Source organism: Eubacteriales bacterium (genome assembly GCA_041390245.1).
Classification (GTDB): domain Bacteria; phylum Bacillota; class Clostridia; order Christensenellales; family JAWKQI01; genus JAWKQI01.
The window spans coordinates 83214-102826 of the sequence record JAWKQI010000003.1 but is presented as its reverse complement, the minus strand read 5'-3'; the positions used below and the strand labels follow the sequence as shown (position 1 = coordinate 102826).

Annotated in this window: 21 protein-coding genes and 1 tRNA gene; 8 read left to right on the top strand and 14 right to left on the bottom strand. The window is 37.3% G+C overall.

The genetic code is table 11. The features are described from left to right. Nucleotides 1–29: 29 nt before the first annotated feature. The 4 genes from gltA to R2876_04825 form a co-directional block, all read right to left on the bottom strand. Nucleotides 30–1424: an NADPH-dependent glutamate synthase gene (gene gltA / locus R2876_04840; GenBank protein MEZ4357941.1), complete on the bottom strand. Its 1395-nt coding sequence runs from the start codon at nucleotides 1422–1424 to the stop codon at nucleotides 30–32. A 5-nt stretch (nucleotides 1425–1429) separates the two neighbouring features. After that, nucleotides 1430–2272, bottom strand: a complete 843-nt coding sequence (locus R2876_04835) for a sulfide/dihydroorotate dehydrogenase-like FAD/NAD-binding protein (GenBank protein MEZ4357940.1) — start codon at nucleotides 2270–2272, stop codon at nucleotides 1430–1432. Nucleotides 2273–2303: 31 nt separating this feature from the next. Further along, nucleotides 2304–3317, bottom strand: coding sequence for a PQQ-binding-like beta-propeller repeat protein (locus tag R2876_04830; protein MEZ4357939.1), 1014 nt, complete (start codon nucleotides 3315–3317; stop codon nucleotides 2304–2306). Between the two features lie 318 nt (nucleotides 3318–3635). Beyond that, nucleotides 3636–4097, bottom strand: coding sequence for a hypothetical protein (locus tag R2876_04825; protein ID MEZ4357938.1), 462 nt, complete (start codon nucleotides 4095–4097; stop codon nucleotides 3636–3638). Between the two features lie 109 nt (nucleotides 4098–4206). Between R2876_04825 and R2876_04820 the strand changes: the two genes are divergently transcribed. The 3 genes from R2876_04820 (at nucleotide 4207) to R2876_04810 (ending at nucleotide 7561) form a co-directional block, all read left to right on the top strand. Continuing rightward, nucleotides 4207–5196, top strand: coding sequence for a calcium/sodium antiporter (locus tag R2876_04820; protein ID MEZ4357937.1), 990 nt, complete (start codon nucleotides 4207–4209; stop codon nucleotides 5194–5196). A 532-nt stretch (nucleotides 5197–5728) separates the two neighbouring features. After that, the gene (locus R2876_04815; GenBank protein MEZ4357936.1) at nucleotides 5729–6745 is read left to right on the top strand and encodes a glycosyltransferase; all 1017 of its coding nucleotides are present in this window, start codon (nucleotides 5729–5731) and stop codon (nucleotides 6743–6745) included. 21 nt (nucleotides 6746–6766) lie between these two features. After that, a complete protein-coding gene (locus R2876_04810) occupies nucleotides 6767–7561 on the top strand; it encodes an amidohydrolase family protein (protein ID MEZ4357935.1) in 795 nt (264 codons plus the stop codon). Between the two features lie 43 nt (nucleotides 7562–7604). Here the strand turns inward: R2876_04810 and R2876_04805 are convergent, their stop codons facing one another. Both R2876_04805 and R2876_04800 read right to left on the bottom strand, forming a co-directional pair. Further along, on the bottom strand, nucleotides 7605–8777 hold the full coding sequence (locus R2876_04805; protein ID MEZ4357934.1) for an SH3 domain-containing protein: 1173 nt from the start codon (nucleotides 8775–8777) through the stop codon (nucleotides 7605–7607). Between the two features lie 150 nt (nucleotides 8778–8927). Then, nucleotides 8928–9128, bottom strand: a complete 201-nt coding sequence (locus tag R2876_04800; GenBank protein MEZ4357933.1) for a DUF2508 family protein — start codon at nucleotides 9126–9128, stop codon at nucleotides 8928–8930. Nucleotides 9129–9337: 209 nt separating this feature from the next. Between R2876_04800 and R2876_04795 the strand changes: the two genes are divergently transcribed. Further along, a complete protein-coding gene (locus R2876_04795) occupies nucleotides 9338–9763 on the top strand; it encodes a helix-turn-helix domain-containing protein (GenBank protein ID MEZ4357932.1) in 426 nt (141 codons plus the stop codon). 65 nt (nucleotides 9764–9828) lie between these two features. On the opposite strand, the gene R2876_04790 is transcribed toward R2876_04795, so the two are convergent. Genes R2876_04790 through R2876_04780 form a run of 3 tightly spaced genes read right to left on the bottom strand, consistent with a single transcriptional unit; the run spans nucleotide 9829 to nucleotide 11762 of the window. Further along, complete coding sequence (locus R2876_04790) at nucleotides 9829–10779, bottom strand: substrate-binding domain-containing protein (GenBank protein MEZ4357931.1); 951 nt, start codon at nucleotides 10777–10779, stop codon at nucleotides 9829–9831. A 30-nt stretch (nucleotides 10780–10809) separates the two neighbouring features. Then, nucleotides 10810–11241, bottom strand: a complete 432-nt coding sequence (gene aroQ, locus R2876_04785; protein MEZ4357930.1) for a type II 3-dehydroquinate dehydratase — start codon at nucleotides 11239–11241, stop codon at nucleotides 10810–10812. Between the two features lie 2 nt (nucleotides 11242–11243). Then, nucleotides 11244–11762 (bottom strand): shikimate kinase, encoded by a 519-nt coding sequence (locus R2876_04780; protein MEZ4357929.1) that lies wholly within the window; start codon nucleotides 11760–11762, stop codon nucleotides 11244–11246. Nucleotides 11763–11953: 191 nt separating this feature from the next. Here R2876_04780 and R2876_04775 point away from each other — a divergent pair, with 191 nt between their 5' ends. The 4 genes from R2876_04775 to R2876_04760 all read left to right on the top strand — a co-directional run bounded on the left by R2876_04775 (nucleotide 11954) and on the right by R2876_04760 (nucleotide 15811). Then, a complete protein-coding gene (locus tag R2876_04775; protein MEZ4357928.1) occupies nucleotides 11954–13357 on the top strand; it encodes a D-alanyl-D-alanine carboxypeptidase family protein in 1404 nt (467 codons plus the stop codon). A 107-nt stretch (nucleotides 13358–13464) separates the two neighbouring features. Then, nucleotides 13465–13541, top strand: a tRNA-Ala gene (locus R2876_04770). A gap of 288 nt (nucleotides 13542–13829) precedes the next feature. Next, the gene (locus tag R2876_04765) at nucleotides 13830–15479 is read left to right on the top strand and encodes a hypothetical protein (GenBank protein MEZ4357927.1); all 1650 of its coding nucleotides are present in this window, start codon (nucleotides 13830–13832) and stop codon (nucleotides 15477–15479) included. A 140-nt stretch (nucleotides 15480–15619) separates the two neighbouring features. Further along, the gene (locus tag R2876_04760) at nucleotides 15620–15811 is read left to right on the top strand and encodes a DUF2892 domain-containing protein (GenBank protein MEZ4357926.1); all 192 of its coding nucleotides are present in this window, start codon (nucleotides 15620–15622) and stop codon (nucleotides 15809–15811) included. An 80-nt stretch (nucleotides 15812–15891) separates the two neighbouring features. On the opposite strand, the gene R2876_04755 is transcribed toward R2876_04760, so the two are convergent. From R2876_04755 to R2876_04735, 5 genes are all read right to left on the bottom strand, one after another. Beyond that, the gene (locus tag R2876_04755) at nucleotides 15892–16656 is read right to left on the bottom strand and encodes an ABC transporter permease subunit (protein ID MEZ4357925.1); all 765 of its coding nucleotides are present in this window, start codon (nucleotides 16654–16656) and stop codon (nucleotides 15892–15894) included. Next, nucleotides 16653–17567: an ABC transporter ATP-binding protein gene (locus R2876_04750; GenBank protein ID MEZ4357924.1), complete on the bottom strand. Its 915-nt coding sequence runs from the start codon at nucleotides 17565–17567 to the stop codon at nucleotides 16653–16655. The genes R2876_04755 and R2876_04750 overlap by 4 nt, the downstream gene beginning before the upstream one ends. Continuing rightward, a complete protein-coding gene (locus R2876_04745; protein ID MEZ4357923.1) occupies nucleotides 17567–17767 on the bottom strand; it encodes a PLDc N-terminal domain-containing protein in 201 nt (66 codons plus the stop codon). Before R2876_04745 ends, R2876_04750 begins: the two co-directional genes overlap by 1 nt. Nucleotides 17768–17782: 15 nt before the next feature. Continuing rightward, nucleotides 17783–18880 carry a helix-turn-helix transcriptional regulator gene (locus tag R2876_04740; GenBank protein ID MEZ4357922.1) on the bottom strand — a complete coding sequence of 366 codons (1098 nt, stop codon included), beginning with the start codon at nucleotides 18878–18880 and terminating at the stop codon, nucleotides 17783–17785. 175 nt (nucleotides 18881–19055) lie between these two features. Continuing rightward, nucleotides 19056–19607, bottom strand: coding sequence for a TlpA disulfide reductase family protein (locus tag R2876_04735; protein MEZ4357921.1), 552 nt, complete (start codon nucleotides 19605–19607; stop codon nucleotides 19056–19058). Between the last annotated feature and the right edge of the window lie 6 nt (nucleotides 19608–19613).

The following is a 19613-nucleotide window of genomic DNA, read 5'->3' as shown; positions in this document are numbered from 1 at the left end:
CTTTTAAAAATATGTAAAAATTTCAAGCCCTATATTTTTTCATTCTTTATATCCTCGTCTATAGCCTTTGCCGCAGTTCTCCCGGCTCCCATAGCAAGTATTATGGTAGCTGCCCCCGTTACTGCGTCTCCGCCCGCATATACACCTTTTATATTCGTCCTGCCTTCATCGTCCACTATTATACCGCCCCACTTTTGCGTTTCAAGTTCCGGTGCAGATTTTTTGATGACAGGGTTAGGCTTTTGGCCTATAGCTATAACGACTGCATCTACATCTATAGTGTATTCGCTGTTAGGTATAGGCACTGGGCGGCGGCGCCCTGAAGCGTCTGGTTCGCCTAATTCCATCTTATTTAATTTTAACCCGAGTACATTCCCGTCTTTATCACCTAAAACTTCTATCGGGTTTGTTAGCATCCTAAACTCTATTTCTTCCTCGCGGGCATGTTCAACTTCCTCCGCCCTGGCCGGCATTTCCTTTTCGCTTCTCCTGTAAACTATATATACGTTATCTGCTCCTAAGCGTTTTGCACAGCGCGCCGAATCCATTGCAACATTTCCGCCACCTACAACAGCTACGTTTTTGTAGCATTTAATAGGTGTATCGACTTCCGGGAACTTATACGCTTTCATTAGGTTTATACGTGTTAAAAACTCATTTGCCGAATAAACGTCGTTTAACATTTCACCGGGTATATTCATAAAGCTCGGAGTCCCTGCTCCCGTTCCTATGAAAATTGCTTTAAAGCCGTTTTGCTTTAACTCGTCTAGTGTAAATACCTTTCCGATTACCATATTGGTTTCTATCTTAACACCAAGTTCTATCAAAGAATCTATTTGTTTTCCCACCAGTTTTTTAGGGAGCCTAAACTCAGGTATGCCGTATTGCAGTACTCCGCCCGCTATATGAAATGCTTCGAATATAGTAACGTCATATCCGCGCTTGGCAAGATCTGCTCCGCAGGCAAGCCCAGCGGGGCCGGACCCTATAACGGCAACTTTTATGCCGTTAGCTTTATCTTTTTTCTGTTCCGTTTTTCCTTCTTTCATAGCCTGATCAGCGGCAAAGCGCTCGAGGCGGCCTATAGCGACTGGTTCGCCTTTAGCACCGCGGACACAGTATTTTTCGCACTGGTTTTCCTGCGGACAAGCCCTTCCGCAAATCGCCGGCAAACTGTTGGTAGAAGTTATCTTTTGGTAAGCTTCCACATATTTCTTTTGCCGGATAAGCTCAATAAATGCAGGGATAGGTACTGCTACAGGGCAGCCCTGCTCGCATGGCTTGTTTTTACAGTTAAGGCAGCGCTGTGCCTCATTTAATGCCATTTCCTCCGTGTATCCAGATGCAACCTCGTCAAAAGATTTTATACGCTCTGCTGGTTTTAATTCAGGCATTCTTGTTTTTTCTTTAGACATATTAGGCATATCGTTTAACCCTCTATCTTTCCGAGTCTGCATTCGTGTTTTTCGTTTTCCATTGCTTCTTCTTTTTTAAACTTAGAATTTCTTTTAATAGCGTCATCAAAATCCACTGAATGGCCGTCGAAATCCGGCCCGTCTACACAAGCGAACTTTGTCTCTCCATTGATAAGAACTCGGCAGCTGCCGCACATCCCTGTCCCGTCTATCATTATCGGGTTCATGCTCACAACCGTCTTTATGTTATACTCCTTTGTTAGTTTGCTTATAAATTTCATCATTATAAGAGGCCCAATGGCTATTGCGAGGTCATATTTGTTGCCTTCCTCTATTAACTTTTTTAACTGGTCTGTAACAAACCCTTTAGTTCCGTTAGAGCCATCGTCCGTCGTTACGATAAGTTTGTCCGTAACTGCTTTCATCTCGCCTTCGTAGATTATAATATCTTTATTTCTAAAACCGATTATTCCATGAACCGTTGCACCCAGCTGATGAAGCTTTTTTGCAGAAGGATATGCAATGGCAGTCCCTAGCCCTCCGCCTATAACCACAACCTTTTTATATCCTTCTAAATGTGAAGGAATACCAAGCGGGCCGACAAAATCCTGTATGCTGTCTCCTGCATTTAAAGTACCTAATAGCTTTGTAGTCTTTCCTACTTCCTGAAAGACTATTGTAACGGTACCTTCATCTCTGTCAAAATCAGATATAGTAAGAGGGATCCTCTCTCCCTTTTCATTTATTCTAAGCATTATAAATTGGCCTGGTTCACACTTTTTTGCTATATGCGGTGCTACTATCTTCATAAGCTTAACCTGGTTATTAAGCGTCTTCTTTTCTGCTATCTTAAACATAAAGCACTCCTTTATATAAATTTAAAAGCTTCTATTTTATCTTTATCCCAATAATTTTCTGAGAATCTCCGCTGCCGCCAACTCCACGTGTACCAATAACTATCATATCTCCGTATACAGAAGGTGTAGCATCTATCCTGGAGCCTAAATCCAGCGAATACAGTTCGCTGCCGGTAGCTGCATCGTAAAGTTTCATATATCCTCCACGGTCACACTGGACCAGATATGCCTTGCCTGTGTCAGAATATACTAAGACCGGAGAACTCCAATAATCTGATTTCTGCTCTTTGCTCCAAACTACTTCGCCTGTATCTTTATCGTATGCGATTAATCTGCCGCCGAGTACTGTCTTTGTTCCGCCTTCATCATCGGAAACCTCAATAGGCACCATGTCCATTGCATAGATTATTAAGTTGCTTATTTCTCCCTTGCCTAAAGCCGGCGTCGCCAGTGTTCCTCCGTTGCTAGAAGTATTACCGACTGAAGCCTTATAATCTTTTTCCCAAATCACCTTTCCTGTCGGCCCGTCTATTTTTCTGTGGTAGCTTTTACCGTATCCGGAGGAAAGTGCGCCTGCTTGCTTGTCCACCTCGTTGGCAGTGTATAAGTAAAATGTATCGTTTTCTGCATCTTCTTCTATAACAATTGATACATCTGAATCATCCAATACGTCTACTGAATATATAAGTTCCATAGTATTTAGGTCAACGCACTGTAAAAACCCTCCGTTGTCCGTAAAAAATGCGTAATTTCTCCATGTAGCAATTGAGTTTTCAATTCCCCACCAACGGGACTCATTTCCTTCGCCGTATTCCGGTGTCGTATAGCGGTATTTAACGAGCCCGTCTGGATTCATAGTAAGTGTACCTGTAGACTCATCATAAGTGGTATTCAATTTAACTGTATAAAGCACTCCGTTTTCGCCAGGTTCTATTAGCGTATCCGTATCTGCATCTATAAGGGCGCTTGAATCGTAGGCCTGCCATATCCTGTATGAGAAAGGATCTTTTCCGCCAAAGTCCCACATGACACTGTTTGTTATCAAATTTATAGCCCTGAATTTAACCGAAACTGCCTTACCGTTTACCGAATCAATTCCTTGCCCGGTATATAAGATCGGATATCCTCTCGGGTCAATGCTCCCGGTTCCCTTTGTTGGAACGCCGATGTTTATATTGTCTCTAGTCTTTTCACCTGTTTCAAGGTCTAAAAAGTATATGTTACCATCTAATCGTCGGATAAATAACTTCTACTAAGTTATCCTTTCCCTTAGCTGTATCGTACATTCCCATAGCCTGTTTTGTAGAATCTGGCCACTTAACTAAAAGCGGCATGCCTGTCCATCCGCTGCCCGACCAACCGTCTATAGCTCCGGTAGTACTTCCCAGGCTATTTCAAGTGTTTCTTCGGTCACTGCCGGCGTACCGTAGCTGAATGTATCTCTATAGTTATTTCCGGCAAAAGTTATTATACCTTCTAAATCTGTATAACTGCTGCCTTTGTCAAAGAGTATATCCATGCTTCTTTTATAATTTGTGACAATTTCCCCGTTTACCATAATATCTGTTTCAAAGTTGAAATTTTCCGGGTTGGCTTCTGCAATGGGGCTAATAGTCAAATCTTCGCTTAAAGAGCCCTCAGCCTGATCTGTCGGTGATGTACTGCCAGCCGGGTTTGAATTTCCATCACTAGAAAAGATGTCTTTAATTATACCTGAAAATAATAAAATGGCTGTGATTATTATCACGGTCAAAATTATAATTATCCATATGCCTAAACTACTTTTTTGTCTGTTATACCGTTTCCTTCTGTACTTTTTGCCCAAAATACTATACTCCCATATCTTTATTTCATATATTTTACACTAATACTATATATTTTTAAAGTATAGACTTAAAAATTTAATAATCATTTTTGCTTTAAAGAGGTTTTAAATGCTCTATATTCTTTTATTTACTCTTGGCATTATCCTAATAATAAAAGGCGGCGATTGGTTTATCCAAGCCTCGATTTGGATTTCCGAAACTACAGGCATGTCTAAGATGCTCATTGGTACGACATTGGTGTCGCTGGCGACTGCAATGCCGGAATTTTTCGTAAGCACTTTAGCGGTTGCGGACAACCAGAGCGCATTTGCTCTTGGCAATACCTTCGGGTCTGTTATTTGCAATACCGGTTTAGTCCTTTCATTATCTTTGATATTTTTGAAAAACCGTAATCTTAATAAGGACTTTTTTAAAAAAGCTTTTATCATGTTTTTAACCCTTATTATCTTATTTTTTCTTGTTTCGGATAAAACGATACAAAAATCTGAAGGTATACCATTGGCGGTTCTTTTTATCATATTCCTATTATTAAATGTATACGAGATGCGCGGCAGTACTTCAAAGACAGGTGTACTGCATGTGAATAACGTAGTTTGTAAAAGAAATACTGTTTTAAATATAGCTATGTTTATATTTGGAGGAGGTGCTATATTATTAGGTGCTGACCTTCTCGTAGATAACGGTGTTATAATTGCTCAGATGTGCGGCATCCCAAAAGGCATTATAGGAGTAACTATAGTAGCCTTCGGCACTTCCCTTCCAGAACTTGTGACAACATTATCCGCCATAATAAAAAAAGAAACTGATATAGGCATAGGTAATATTTTAGGAGCAAATATACTAAATTTAACTCTAATACTTTCAACCTGTACTTTCGTTTCAAAAGGTCCCATAACTATTATGCCGGATTACTTTCCTTCGCTTGGCAGGATACTTACACGTATCACATATATAGATATACCATTAATAGCATTGCTCTTTTGTGTTTTATTGCTCCCTCCGCTCGTATCACGGGGAAAGGTATTTAGGTGGCAGGGTATAATTATGCTTTTACTTTATATAGCTTTTATAGTATTTTTGATTATAAATTTAAATTGATTTTTGGCTTCTCCGTTTTTTAAATACAATAAGATGCTGTATACAATAACTTAAAATGAATAAAATACAGTCTATAAAGGGTTTGACTATATATTCGTTTAAAGATAAATTTTCAACGGCAATATGAACAGAAATACTTCCCAAAACCATTATTACCACAACCAATATGTAATAACTCAATATTTCCCTTAATAAGCCCAATTTCTTTTCTTTGCTTTTAAAGACCAAAAATTTATTAAGTGAAAAGTTAATAACAGAACTGATAGTACGCCCGATTATATAAGAAATTGTCGCACTTACGTAAAAATATCTTATAAAAAAAACATATATGCCATAATCTATCCCAAAAGAAACTATTGACGATAAACAGTATTTAATCGGCGTATTTATTTTTAAAAAGAACCCTTTAACTTTCATGCTAATTATGTTATCATTTTATCGAAACAAAAGCAATGTTTTATTATTATGCATTGCATGCAAGTTTTTTTGCATAATTATAATAAAAATAAAACATTTAAATGAGGTTAAAGAGTTGAAAAATAGCGTTATTTTAATTCCTTCATACAAGCCAGATGAATATCTAGTTAGAACAGTGAAAAGTACACTTGATGCAGGTTTTAAAGACATAGTAGTAATTGATGATGGCAGTGGCAGTAAATACGATAAATATTTTTCAGAAGTTAAAAACTTAGGAGCATATGTCATTCGTCATTCAGTTAATCTAGGTAAAGGCCGTGCCATGAAAACAGCCTTTAACACAATTCTTCAAGAATATCCAAAAATGTACGGTGTAATAGTATGCGATGCAGACGGCCAGCATCCCATAGATTTTGTTATTAAGATAGACGAATTAATGTCTAAAAACCCTTCTTCTCTTATTTTAGGAGTTAGAGAATTTAGTAAAGCTAAAATCCCTCTTCCTAATCTTTTAGGCAATACGATAACGAGGTTGGTCTTTTTCTTACTTACAGGCATGCGTTTTTCAGATACTCAATGCGGGTTAAGAGGATATCCTAAAAAAGTTATTGAGAAGCTCTTAAGTGTCAGCGGCGAACGATATGAATATGAAAACGAAATGCTTCTTGAATGCAGAAAATCTGACATCCCTATCGTAGAGATAGCTATGGATGCTGTGTATTTAGGGGAAAATGGTGTCAGCCACTTTAACCGTGTCCTGGATTCTGCAAGGATATACAGATGTATTCTGCGTTTTGCCACCTTACCGTTTGTTGCAGGTGTTATATCACTTGTTGTTTTTATACTTTTACCAAAAGAAAATGTGTTAGCCACTCTTATTCAAGCCATGATAAGTGTAGGCATTGGATATATCATCATGTTTATCCCTGGCAGAAAAAAACTTTTGGGTGCTTTTTTGGCATCTTTATTCACAGCTATGTTTGGCGGCTTTATGCTGCTCTTTAGCTATCTGTTTCCAATTATGAATCCCTTATGGCAATTTTTACTGTCTTCAATACCTATGATCGCAATTTCATATTCGTCATTCGTCTTAAAGAAATATGGCCAAAAGCCATGTGTTATAAAATTTTAAACTTTAACGGAGGTCTTTTCTTTGGCACAAAAAATTATAGACTTTCACACGCATATTTATCCATCTAAAGTTGCTCAAAAAGCGGTGAGTGCTATAGGTAAATTTTACGGTATCCCAATGGAGGGAGTAGGTACTGCAAGCGCCCTTGTTAAAAGCGGAAGCAAAATAAATGCCGTTAAATACGTCGTATTTTCAGCCGCAACAAGCCCCAATCAAGTTGTTTCAATCAATAATTTCATTGCAGAAAAATGCAAAAAATATGAGGGTCTGTTTGTAGGATATGGTACACTTCACCCATATATGGACAATTTTCATGAAGAAATAAAGCGTATTTGTTCTCTAGGCTTAAAAGGCCTTAAATTTCATCCGGATTTTCAGGAATTTGACATAGACGATCCCCGAGCAATCGATATATATAAAGTGGCAAGCGAATTAAATCTTCCTATTATATTTCATATGGGCGATAAAACCAAAAAGTTCTCAGAGCCCTTAAAGTTGCGGCGGGTTATAGACAAAATCCCAGATTTAAAAGCTATAGCTGCACATTTTGGCGGATACAGCGCATGGGAGTCTTCCAAAAAATATCTGGTAGGACAAAACGTATTTATGGATACCTCAAGTTCACTTTTTATCCTGCCACCGGAAGAAGCCATAGAAATTATATATATGCATGGTTACGATAAAATATTCTTTGGTACTGATTTCCCAATGTGGGATCATGAAGAAGAATTAGCCCGATTCTTAAAATTACCTCTTAAAGAGAATGAAAAAAGCGCTATACTATATGACAATGCAGCACATTTCTTAAAACTTTAATAAATAAAAAAGCGGATTAGTTAATCCGCTTTTAAAGTTAATCTTATTCCTGCCCTTTTCTATAGGCATATTTTATCATTGCCAAATGTCTGGGGCATACTTTGCCAGTCTCATGTACTTTAGACCCGTAGAAATGTACACAGAAGTGCCCTGGGAAGTTATTACCGGATATTACATCTACCATATGTGGCATTCCATGTATAGATGCCGCAAATGTACGGGACCCTATCGTTACCCAGACCGCACGCCTGTTCCATCTCGCCTGGTTACTGTAAGACATGTTGTTATAGATTTTATTTAATTTTGCAGTATCTGCAGCAGTCAGCGGTTCACAATCTGCATGAAGTGTGCCCCCGAATCTATATGCAGTAAATGATATGCCTGTTTTTATATCTGTAATTGTAAACTTACTGCCTCTGGTTATTATATTTTTAATTGTATCCCATGAGGAAAGCTCTATCTTATTTGTGATTCCATATTTTTTGGCAAGAGTCGTCTTTATATCATTATCACCATAAACAAATTCAAGCGTCTTAGCGCCTGCAACACCATCTACAGAAATATTTGCCGCTTTTTGAAAGGATTTAACTGCTTCTTCGGTTACATCTCCGAAGTAGCCTGTAGTAGAACCCTGAAAGAAACCTCTTGACCTAAGTTCTTTCTGTAAATTAGTAACAGCAGCACCAGACATACCCTTTTTTAAAAGCGTAACAGCTGTTTTGGCTGAACTTTGCTTGATATTTTCGCACTCTACATAACCTGTCTCACCATTAAGCGTCTCTATTAAGTACCACTCTCCGACAAAATCCTTAATAGTGACACCTTCTCCGGCTGATAAAGTTGCTACATTAGTTGAAAGATCTATTGGGTTTTGTTTTACTCCAACATTATCGTTTAAACAATTGCCAACCATATTATCGCCAGAAGGCAAAAATACATATTCCTTGCTTATATATCCACGATAGTTACCATATATTATACGGTACCATCCCTCTACCTCTTCTTCAAATACACCGATCCTGGCTCCTTCATCTAACTGAAGTACAATAGGCGAGGATGTATCCGGGCGTAGCCTCATATTAACCTCTTCCGCAATGACCGTTGCATCCTCAAAAACAGGAACTGCGTATGCATTTTTAGGTATAAACAATATTATAAACAGTGAAATGATTATAAGTGCAGGATAATATTTTTTAAAAAATTTCAATTTTTTCACCTAAATTATAATTTATTATAGCCTTTCCGCCTATTATACTAATTACTATAATATATATTTATTTAAAATTTGTCAAAGTGTTATTTATTTCATATTTTTAAATTAAAAAATGCACAGAAATTCTGTGCATTTAATAAAATAATTAAAATCTCATGTAAAATTATTTTCTTTATTTTTCTTAACAAGATAAAAATATTTTCTTCTTGCAGCTTCCATATCATAAATAGCATAGTCTATTAACTCAGGATCAGTAACATTCTCAAAATAATTTTGAGACGCTTTCCATTCTGCAAATGCTTGTTTTAACTGGACCATATTTATATCATCTTGGTTATCTTTATTATTTCTCACTTTTTCCTCTTTATATTATTGATATTTTCATAATCAATTATTACCATTTTATTCAATGTATACAATTTGAAATTTAAATATTTCAATACACTTTGTCCTTTTTTTAGAACTTTTAATACAATATACAAAAAATTTGATAATATAATCCTTGATAATGTAAAATTTTTATGATAAATTTCTATGACAATTTTATAGAAAGGTTTGTTTAAATGTCTAACCTAAGCGTAAATCTTCGTTTTATTGGTGATAGAATAAAGGTTTTAAGGGAAGAAAAAAATTTAACTCAGGCAGAATTAGCAAAAAGGGCCAACATAGCACAAAGTACTCTGTCTTATATCGAGTCTGGGCAAAAAAGCCCAACGATATACACTGTAGCAGCTCTTGCATTTGGGCTTGATATTTCAGTGTCTGAAATTCTAGACGGATATAAGTTTGTCGGTCCTACCCTAAAATCGCCCGATGCTGATAAGATACCCGCTCTGTCAAAATTATCTCCAGAAGACTTTGCAAAAATAATGTCAGAACTCACACCTATGCTTTACAAAAATCTTGTCAACGAATCCGATCCTAAAGCGCAAATATCTAAAAAAAATTCCCAAGGAAAATACAAAGATAAGGAAAATGGCAGTAAATAACTAAATTATAAAAAGCCATATACTTTATCTAAGTAATATGGCTTTATATACACTGTATAGTTTTTTTAATTTGCGTGTTTTGCCTCGTTAGAAATTGCATCTGCAACTGTATCATTAGTGATTGTCTTTATTTCTACTCCAATATATGAACTTAAATTTCCACCGCTTTGTATAGCCTCATATACTGACAAGGTGTTATTTGCTACGTCTTCAGGTGAAACATAAACACATCCGAATATATTACCTTCATATATTTCTTTTACCAGATCCATATCTGCATCTACGGTAATGATCTGCGGATCTTTGTCAGTTTTTGAACATGCATCCAAGACCCCTTCAGTCATATACTGCCCAAAGGAGAATATAAGCTTATAGTTATTTTTTTCAAGTTCGGCAGAAACTTCTTCTTCTGCCTTATCCTTACTGGCATTACCATGAACAGTATTTACCTTAAAACCTTTTTCATTGGCTACACTCATAAACCCGTCGTATATCATCTGAGATATAAAACTTCCTGCAGGCCCCTCTACTAAAAGCACGGTCTTACTGCTTTGCTTGCTTAAATAAGTATCTGCCATATTTGCTGCAAGTTTACCCATCTCACTATAATCTAGCGAAATCAGGACATCTACCGAACCATTAATAGGATCCAGTAAATTTACTATACTTATGTTCGTTTCTTCGCACTTAACTAAGATATTATCCATTGAATCAACGTTTGCAGGCATAATCACTAACATACCTATTCCATCAGCTATAAGCTGGTCTACATCCTGCTCTTGCTGTTCGGTGGTCCCGTCTGCGTATTTAACTATAAATTCCACGTCATTTCCTTTTGCCAAAAGATTTAGCTGGCGTACATACTCCTCAAAAAAGCTTGTTTTCTGCGATATACTAATCCCTATCTTATAATTTGTTTTTTGAGACTGAACCGCCTCTTCTTCTTCGCTGCCTCCACACGCTGAAATACAGAATATTAACGCTAAAACAATAAAAATTGAAATTGCTTTTCTCATTTACTAATAACACCTTATAAAAATTCTTTATTAAACCTCTAAGTTTTTAAGTGCGCTAAGAGCCATATAATACCCGAAAAAAGAAAACCCGCATATCTGCCCAATGCATTTAGGCGCCGTAACAGATTCATGGCGGAAATTATCCCTTGCAAAAACATTTGTCAAATGTACCTCAACTGCCGGTATCGATACTGCTGCCAGTGCATCTGCAATTGCGTAGCTATAATGGGTATAAGCGCCCGGATTTATAATTATGCCATCAAAACTTCCTATGGCTTTTTGTATGATATCAATTATTTCGCTCTCCGAGTTGCTCTGGTATATTTTTACATCTATTTTAAGCTCTTTTGCATATCCGTTTATTTTATCTATTAAATCATCGTAACTTTTTTTCCCATAAATTTCCGTTTCCCTGATGCCTAACATGTTTAAATTTGGTCCGTTTAAAATAAGAACCTTCATATTTAATACCTCCGTAATTTTGTTAAAATCTCACCTATTACTAAAGAAATATCACCCTCGTTAGTCACCTTTAAATCAGCATACTTATCATATAAGTGACGCCTTTTAAGAAATAGTTTTTCTACATTGTCCATTCCGCCTGCAAGAAGAGGCCGCCCTGAAAGGTTAGACGTCTCAATTATACTTTTGCTGCTTCTTTTAATATAGACGATAATACCGTTCTTCTTTAAGCTATGCATATTCTCTTCTCTGGTGACACATCCCCCGCCTGTAGCTATTACAGTGTCTTTTTTGCCTTCTAATAAGAAAACTTCTTTTGTTTCAATGTCCCTGAAATATTCTTCGCCTTTGGAAAACAAGTCTGTTATGTTGCCATACTTTGAACGTATTATACTGTCTACGTCTACTAAATCGAATTTTAGTTTTTTGGCAAGTATGCGTGCTATCCTACTTTTTCCACATCCGCTCATGCCAATTAAAACAATGTTTTTACCAGAATAAGATTTTTTACCTCCGGCCATTTGACTTCTCCTAATGAAACTATAAATCTTTTCAGTATAACGTTATTATATTTTATACTAGCAAAACTTGCAACGGCTTTATTTTTTTGTTATTGTATTTAAACAAAATACTAATTATTTGTAACATGTGTGTACAATATAATTTATTTTTGATATAATTAACAAATAAATTATTCTGGAGATATTTTAAAATGAAAAGGTTTGTCTATTTGACGCTTGCCTTTCTATTGGTGTTGACCTCTTTCATGCCCTCTAGCTTGGCTGTGGAAGAGTATCAGCTTGATAACGACATCGATGTAAGCGCTGTTGTTCTAGCAGATTTAGACTCTGGAACAATACTTTACTCTAAAAATGCTGATTCACAAGTGTATCCTGCGTCTACAACTAAAATAATGACGATTATGTTGGCACTTGAGAACTTAAATTTAGACGACACAATGACAATTAACGAAGCTGCTACAAATTACCCTTCTACACAAAGCTTAGTGGGATTCAAAGCTAACGAAGAGGTAAAAGTTAAAGACGTCATTTATTCCACTATGCTTGCTTCCGGAAATGACGGAGCATGTGCTCTTGCTATCGAAGTATCTGGTTCTACAACTGAATTTGCAAATATGATGAATGAAAAAGCTTTAGCACTTGGAATGACTTCTACTAAGTTTGTCAACCCGCATGGCGTACAAAATGTAGAACATTATACGACTGCTTCGGATATGCTTAAACTTACTCGCTATGCAATGCAAAACGAAACATTCAGGGACATAGTATCAACGAGCAAGTATACCATACCTGCAACAAATAAGCGCAGTACTTCGCTTACCGTAGAAAATACGAATAAATTAATTGTTAAACAGTATGCAGATAAAGATAAACAAAATGAATATTACTATGAATATGCAACGGGTATAAAAACAGGCTCAACCCCGGCAGCAGGAGGTTGTCTAGTTGCAAGTGCCGAAAAAGACGGTACAAGGCTTGTAGCGCTAATTTATAAAGATGAATCTAGTGACGGTGTAGACCGCTGGAAGCTTGCCAAGTCTTTATTCGACTATGGTTTCTCAAACTATTCTACAGTTAATTTGACGCAACTGCTTTCCAGTTCTGCTATAACTAAATTAATAGACAACGGTGCGACTGAAAATGGCCAGAGCAACATTGCTACGTTTGCACCTGCCTTTACAGACGATATATATTTAACAGCAGATATAGACACCATAAACGCGATAAAAGCTAACCCTTCAAGTGTTACGATCGACACCCAGTTTAATGATGATATCGCCGCTCCTCTAACAAAAGGGACAAAATATGGTACTGCAACCATTAATTATAACGGAGACACCTTGTCTACTATTGATTTGTTCGCTGCCGCTGATATGGAAGCCTCCGTTTCTGGTGGTGCAAGCAGCGTTGTTACCCCGCAGGAGACGATAAATCCCGATGAAATTTTTAACGAAAGCAATATATCCCCTTGGTGGTGGCTACTGTTCCCCGGGATTCTTATCATAATACTGGTAATAAGAATTATCACGGTTAATAAAAGAAAGCGTTTGAATGTCCGCAGGCACGTTAGACCATACCATTATAGAATTAAATAAAGCATTTTAAAGCACTGGAAATTCCAGTGCTTTTTTAAACTGCTGCTATTTACAAAATACGTTAAAGATTATATAATATTTTTCGTGACAATACCGGCAAATAATATGGGGCTATAGCGAAGTTGGCTATCGCGCATGACTGGCAGTCATGAGATCAGGAGTTCAAATCTCCTTAGCTCCACCATAGCAATCAAATCCGAACACCTTCTTTATCTAAGAGGCGTTCGGATTTTTTGTTTATCCGGCACCTCCTAATAAAAATATAGGAGGTACTAAATGAAAAAGGACTTATACAACGCATTCTAATTCTAGTATTGTTATGTATGGCAGGATGGTCTTGTCCCCTTCATATGCACCATCATAGTTTGCGGTCTAAATCATTAAAGAGAAAATGAGTGTATGTTTTAAGCGATATGGTATAATATTCAAAGAGCAGCGAATCATTATAATTATTAAGAAAGGGAAATAAGGTATGATCTCCATTACAGATCCCATTAGTATAATAGTATTAATTTTCGTACTTATGGTTGCTTTGATTATCTTTGCAACTATAAAAATACGAAAATCAAAACAAAAGAAAGACCAGCAAATTAACGATGCCTTCGGCAAAATACCTAATAATAATGACGAGGATATTGATAAGATAGATGCCTACCATATATATTACTCTTCTTCAATTCATAATGATAAACGTATTGATAAAACGACATGGAATGACTTAAATATGGATGATGTTTTCAAGAGAATTAATAACTGCTCATCTTCTGTAGGAGAGGAATATTTATATCATATCCTTCATGAATTGATACATGATGAATGTTCTTTACAAAGGCGAGAGAAAGTTATTAGATGGTTTTCTTCCCATACAAAAGAGCGTCTTGCTGTACAGAAATTATTACTTGGCATTGGAAAACACCAAAATAATGGATTAAGCTACTATATTTTTAATGCGGCCACAAAGAAAATTAAGCATTCATGGTTATTCCTGATTATGGCCATCCTCCCGGTGGCCGGGATTATTCTAACACCTTTTCTTATTATTCCAGGTCTCATACTTACTATGGCCTCCGCGGGCGCAAACATCGCTGTATATTATTTCGTATGTATAAAAATAGAAAATGAACTTGAAAATATGAGGTATTTTACCTCTTTGCTTTTTGGTGCAAAAAAACTTCAGAAAAAAATGGGCAAGGAGCTTAAGCAATACGGTTTTGATTTAGAGAATTCCTTAAAACCGTTTAAGAGACTGGGTGGTTTAATACCTGGTAATGTAAAACAAAGTCTTAGCGAATTAGAGGCCTTTATCATTTTATTTAAGGCGATCTTTCTCGTAGACTTAGTACTTTATAATAATACTATTAATGCAATGCTTAAGCATATAAAAAAATTAAGTGAATTATATAAAATTATTGGAGAAATTGATGTGGCTATCTGTGTTGCATCATTTAGACATAGTTTGAAGCATTACTGCCTACCAGTATTTCATAATGAAAAATCTATTGTATTCAAAGACATGTTTCACCCCTTGATCCGTGAACCTGTCGTAAATGGCGGCGAAATTTGTAATGACAGTATCATTACAGGCTCTAACGCTTCAGGAAAATCAACGTTTATCAAAGGAATCGCGGTTAACAACATCCTCGCGCAAACCATACATACCTGTTGTGCAAAACAATATAAAATGAAACTTTCTTATGTGGCAACATCGATGGCGCTGCGTGATAATATCGTAAGCGGCGACAGCTATTTTATTGCAGAGATTAAGTCTTTGAAACGGATTGTTGAGTTTGCAAAGAACCAGTATTGCACCTGTTTTATTGACGAAATTCTTCGCGGAACAAATACGCATGAACGGATTGCCGCCTCGACAGCTGTCCTTAAGCTCTTGCACGAGACGGGAAGCCTTTGCGTCGTGGCATCTCATGACATTGAACTCACAGAAATTCTTAAAGATATTTATGATAATTATCATTTTTGTGAAAAGATAATCGATAATGCAATAGAATTTGATTACCTTTTGAAATCCGGTCCCTCCCGAACTACAAATGCAATAAAATTGCTTGAATATATGGGATTTGATAAGCGTGTTGTTGATGAGGCCGTCGCTCTATTAAAAGAATGATTTATCGTATGGTTTATTTTATTTCAGTTCGGCCACCAAAGTAAAACAACTTCTTAATAAGAAGTTGTTTTTTATGTTATTTAAGGATAAAAATAAATTTTAGTGTAAAAATATTATGAGCAAACGAAAGGAGATTGTAGATGGAAAAAAATATTGGCAGAACAGAGAGAACCATTCGTATAATAATCGGTTTATTGATTTTAAGCCTTATGTTCATTTTAAAAGGCGGGTTGTGGTGGATTGGGCTTTTTGGCCTTATTCCGTTATTAACCGGAATAATTGGAGTATGCCCCCTTTATGCACTTATTCACGTTAATACCGCTGAGAAATAGGCCATAATTTGCGCTATAAGGCAACGCAACCATAGCAATATCAAGTAAAGAAAGAAATCATACTGCCTTAACTTGTTAAGTTACATCTGCTTTTTTTGAAAAGCTGCTATTGCACCTGCAATGCACAGCACCAACGCGCTCGGTGTGATCCAGAGTGCAGCTAATATATCTGTAACGGCCATAGAGCCGTCCATAAGGCCGGTGCTAATAGACACTAATGATACAGGGTTCCAATACGTACTTTTAGGAATAATACCTAACAGCAGCAAAATTCCAAGTACTGCTGCAGTTGCAAGCAGTCCGCCGTAGCCACCTTTTGTAAGTGTCCCTGTAAATATTGCCACTGCTAAAAGAAATGCGCCAAACAGCCATAGACATATAAGTGTAATAAGCAAATAAGCGGTAGGATGGCTGCCAAATAAGTAAACTGTATAACCATAATTAACTGCGGCAGCAACTATAAGGCTCACAGTCCAAAGCATAAGACCTGCAGTATATTTGGACAGCACTACCGTAGCCCGAGGCATACCTTTTGACAGTATATTAACAAGCGTGCCTTTAGAAAGTTCCTGAGACATGATACCCGAAAATACAAGTATAAGTACAACGATGCCCATTTGTGTGGTGTTTTTAAAAAACTGTGAATAAGCATCGATATATGTCGGTTCGGGTATTTTAATTGACATGCCCTCCATATCTATTGAGGCGAAGATATCAGGCATAATCTTCGCAAGCAGCGGGCTCATCATTCCAAACAATGTAAAAGCTACTAACATAATTAGTATCTTATAGGTACGCCACTGCTCCATAAATTCCTTTCCAAGAAATGCAGTATACCCTTTCATTTAATTACCTCCAAAAATACATTTTCCAATGTCGGCTCTATCACTTCGTAACGAATGATAGGAATATGCTTTTTGGCAATAGCTTCAAGTACATCCGCACCACCGTCCGTACTGTGTAAACGTGCGGTAACAGTATTGTCTGAAGAATCTACGCTGTCTACTACAGGCAGTGCGTTAAGAGATTCCATAATGATTTCTGTATCCGCTGTGTCAGCAAGTTCAATAGTAACGGCATCTTGCCTATATGTACTGCGAATGTCTTCCAGCTTGCCATGCAATGCAAGGGTGCCCTTGTCTAGTATTCCAACTGTATCGCATATTCTCTCAACATCGGAGAGTACATGAGTGGAGAAAAGTATTGTAGTTCTGTTCCTGATCCGATGTAGTATGTCTAGTATCTCTCTTCGCCCAACTGGGTCAAGCGCGGAGGTTGGCTCGTCGCAGATCAAAATCCTGGGAGAGCCGATTAGCGCCTGAGCTATACCCAGACGTTGCTTCATGCCGCGTGAGAAACCTGCAATCTTGCGTTTTACACCGTCAAGCCCTACCAATGACAAAAGCTCCTTAGATTGCTGTGTTATCTCATGAGTATTAAGCCCGATAACCTGGCCACAAAGCCTAAGATATTCCATAGGCCGCATATAGCCGTAAAATTCCGGAACATCAGGCAGATAACCGATATACCGGTTGGTATGCGTTGCACCAAACGCCACCCTCTCGCCGCAGAGTGTAATCTCGCCGCCTGTTACCGGCAAAAAGCCAAGGATCATCTTCATCGTCGTGGTTTTACCTGCACCATTCTTCCCGATGAAGCCGAATACAGCGCCCTCCGGTACAGAAAAACTTAGGTCGCGCAGTACTTCAAGGCTGCCAAAACGCTTAGATACATTTTTAAGCTCCAATACATTCATCAATCATCACTCCGCCCAATTACAAAGTAAAGTATTGGCCCGATAATGTTAATGAGCACTACAATAATGACCCATAATACACGGCTACCGTGCTTGTAGTGGTCGTGCCTAAACACATGAACCAGCGCGATTATCATCAGAGCAAACTGAAGTATAACCACAGGAATCAAGTAAGGGATATATTGCATAATTTGTTCCATGGATATTTTCTCCTTTTATATTTTATCTAGTTTCTTTACAAGCTGTAAAAACTTAGGATCACTTTTTAGCAGTTCAAAAACTGGATTTGAAAGTACTGCTTCCCTAGCACTATGCCGGATAACTTCATTGCTTCGCGGCGGAAAAGTAGAAAGATCAAGCGAACCCAAAAAATCTTCTAGTAAATCGAAAAATTCATTTCCTTTAAGTTTTAATGGAAAAAGTCCCGGTGTGCTTAAAATCCGAACGTATTCATTAAGCATATCTATAGCTTCTTTTATGCGGCCCTTCATGGCATGGATCTGTGCTGCTGCAAGGTAGGCAGTCACATACATAGTTGGATGTATCGTTTCTAGGTCAAATACATTACCCATAGCTATTATCTTATCAAGGCCTTCCTTAGCCTTTAACGGTTCATCAGCATATAACGATAAAAAATCCGGAAGAATGCCTACGATACCAATAAGCTGTGTATATATATATCCCTGCAGTAATGATTTAGCTTTCTTGATATCTCCCTTCATCTGGTAGGCCTTAACAAGCAGTACGTGGCATGACATCGCTATATCATCCATATTTTCCAGTAGATCAATTGCATCAGCAGGCTGGCTAAGCGCAAGGTACCCATAACTTTGCATGCAGATAGCCTGCCGTGCCAAGCTTACGTCGTCGCTCTCCTTTGCCACTCGTTCAAAAAGCCAAATAGCTTCCTTAATAACAGATATCTTATCTTTGGCCAGTTCAACGTGATTTATATATAATACTCCTATATGAAACTGTACAGCCCAACAGGAAAAATATTTCTTTTCATATTCCTGGCATTTTGCATATGCTGCGTCAAACGGCTCTGATGCAAACGATTGGCAAAGCGACACATACATCTTTTGAACATCTTCTTTTGTCATCTGAGGTTCGTAGCCTAACAGTTCGTCTACAGTCATATTGAAATAAGCTGCAATCACAGGTAACAGCGTAATATCAGGATAACTTTGTCCAGACTCCCATTTTGATACGGCCGGCTTAGAAACACCCAGGAACCTAGCTAGTTCCTCCTGTGTGATACCCTTTTTCCTCCGTTTGGCCGAAATCTTGGCTCCGATGCAAATATCGCCCATATAAATCACCTCACCGCCATTATACCGTCGTTAACTTTTAAGGGCAATGGAATAGTTGTTAAATTAGGTTGAAAAAATTAACTCTCAGTTAACTTAAGCAAGATAATTTGCAAAAATATAGCAGCCCTATATTTATATAAAGCTGCTATATTTAAGAAAATATTTAATTATGCTTTTAATCTTTTATTAATTCTATACCATTCAAAAGTTTTTCCTCGGAAATAGCTCCTACGAAAGCCGATGCCACATTACCGTCTTTATCTATAAATACTGTTGCTGGTATAGATGAAACACCGTATATATAACTTGCTTCACCGGTTACATCAAAATATATAGGAAATAAGTAACCCTTTTCCGATATAAATTGCTTGCCTGTGCTTACAGTCTCCCTTTGGCCGTCTACGCTGTCTACCATAATAAATTCAACTTCGTCCTTTACTTCACTATATACCTCATCAAAATGTGGCATCTCTTTAACACAGGAAGGGCACCAGCTCGCCCAAAAATTAAGGACAATAGGCTTGCCAAAATAATCAGACAGATTAACTTTATCACCGTTTACATCCTGAACGCTAAAATCAGGAGCAGCGATTTTTTCCTCATCGTTTGTTTCAGGTGGGATATTCTCCGATTCGTTTTGTGATAACGTATTATATATAAAAACCGCTCCAATTATAGCTATTGCAAATATACCAATCCATATAACTGTTTTTAGTTTTTTACTCATGTTCTT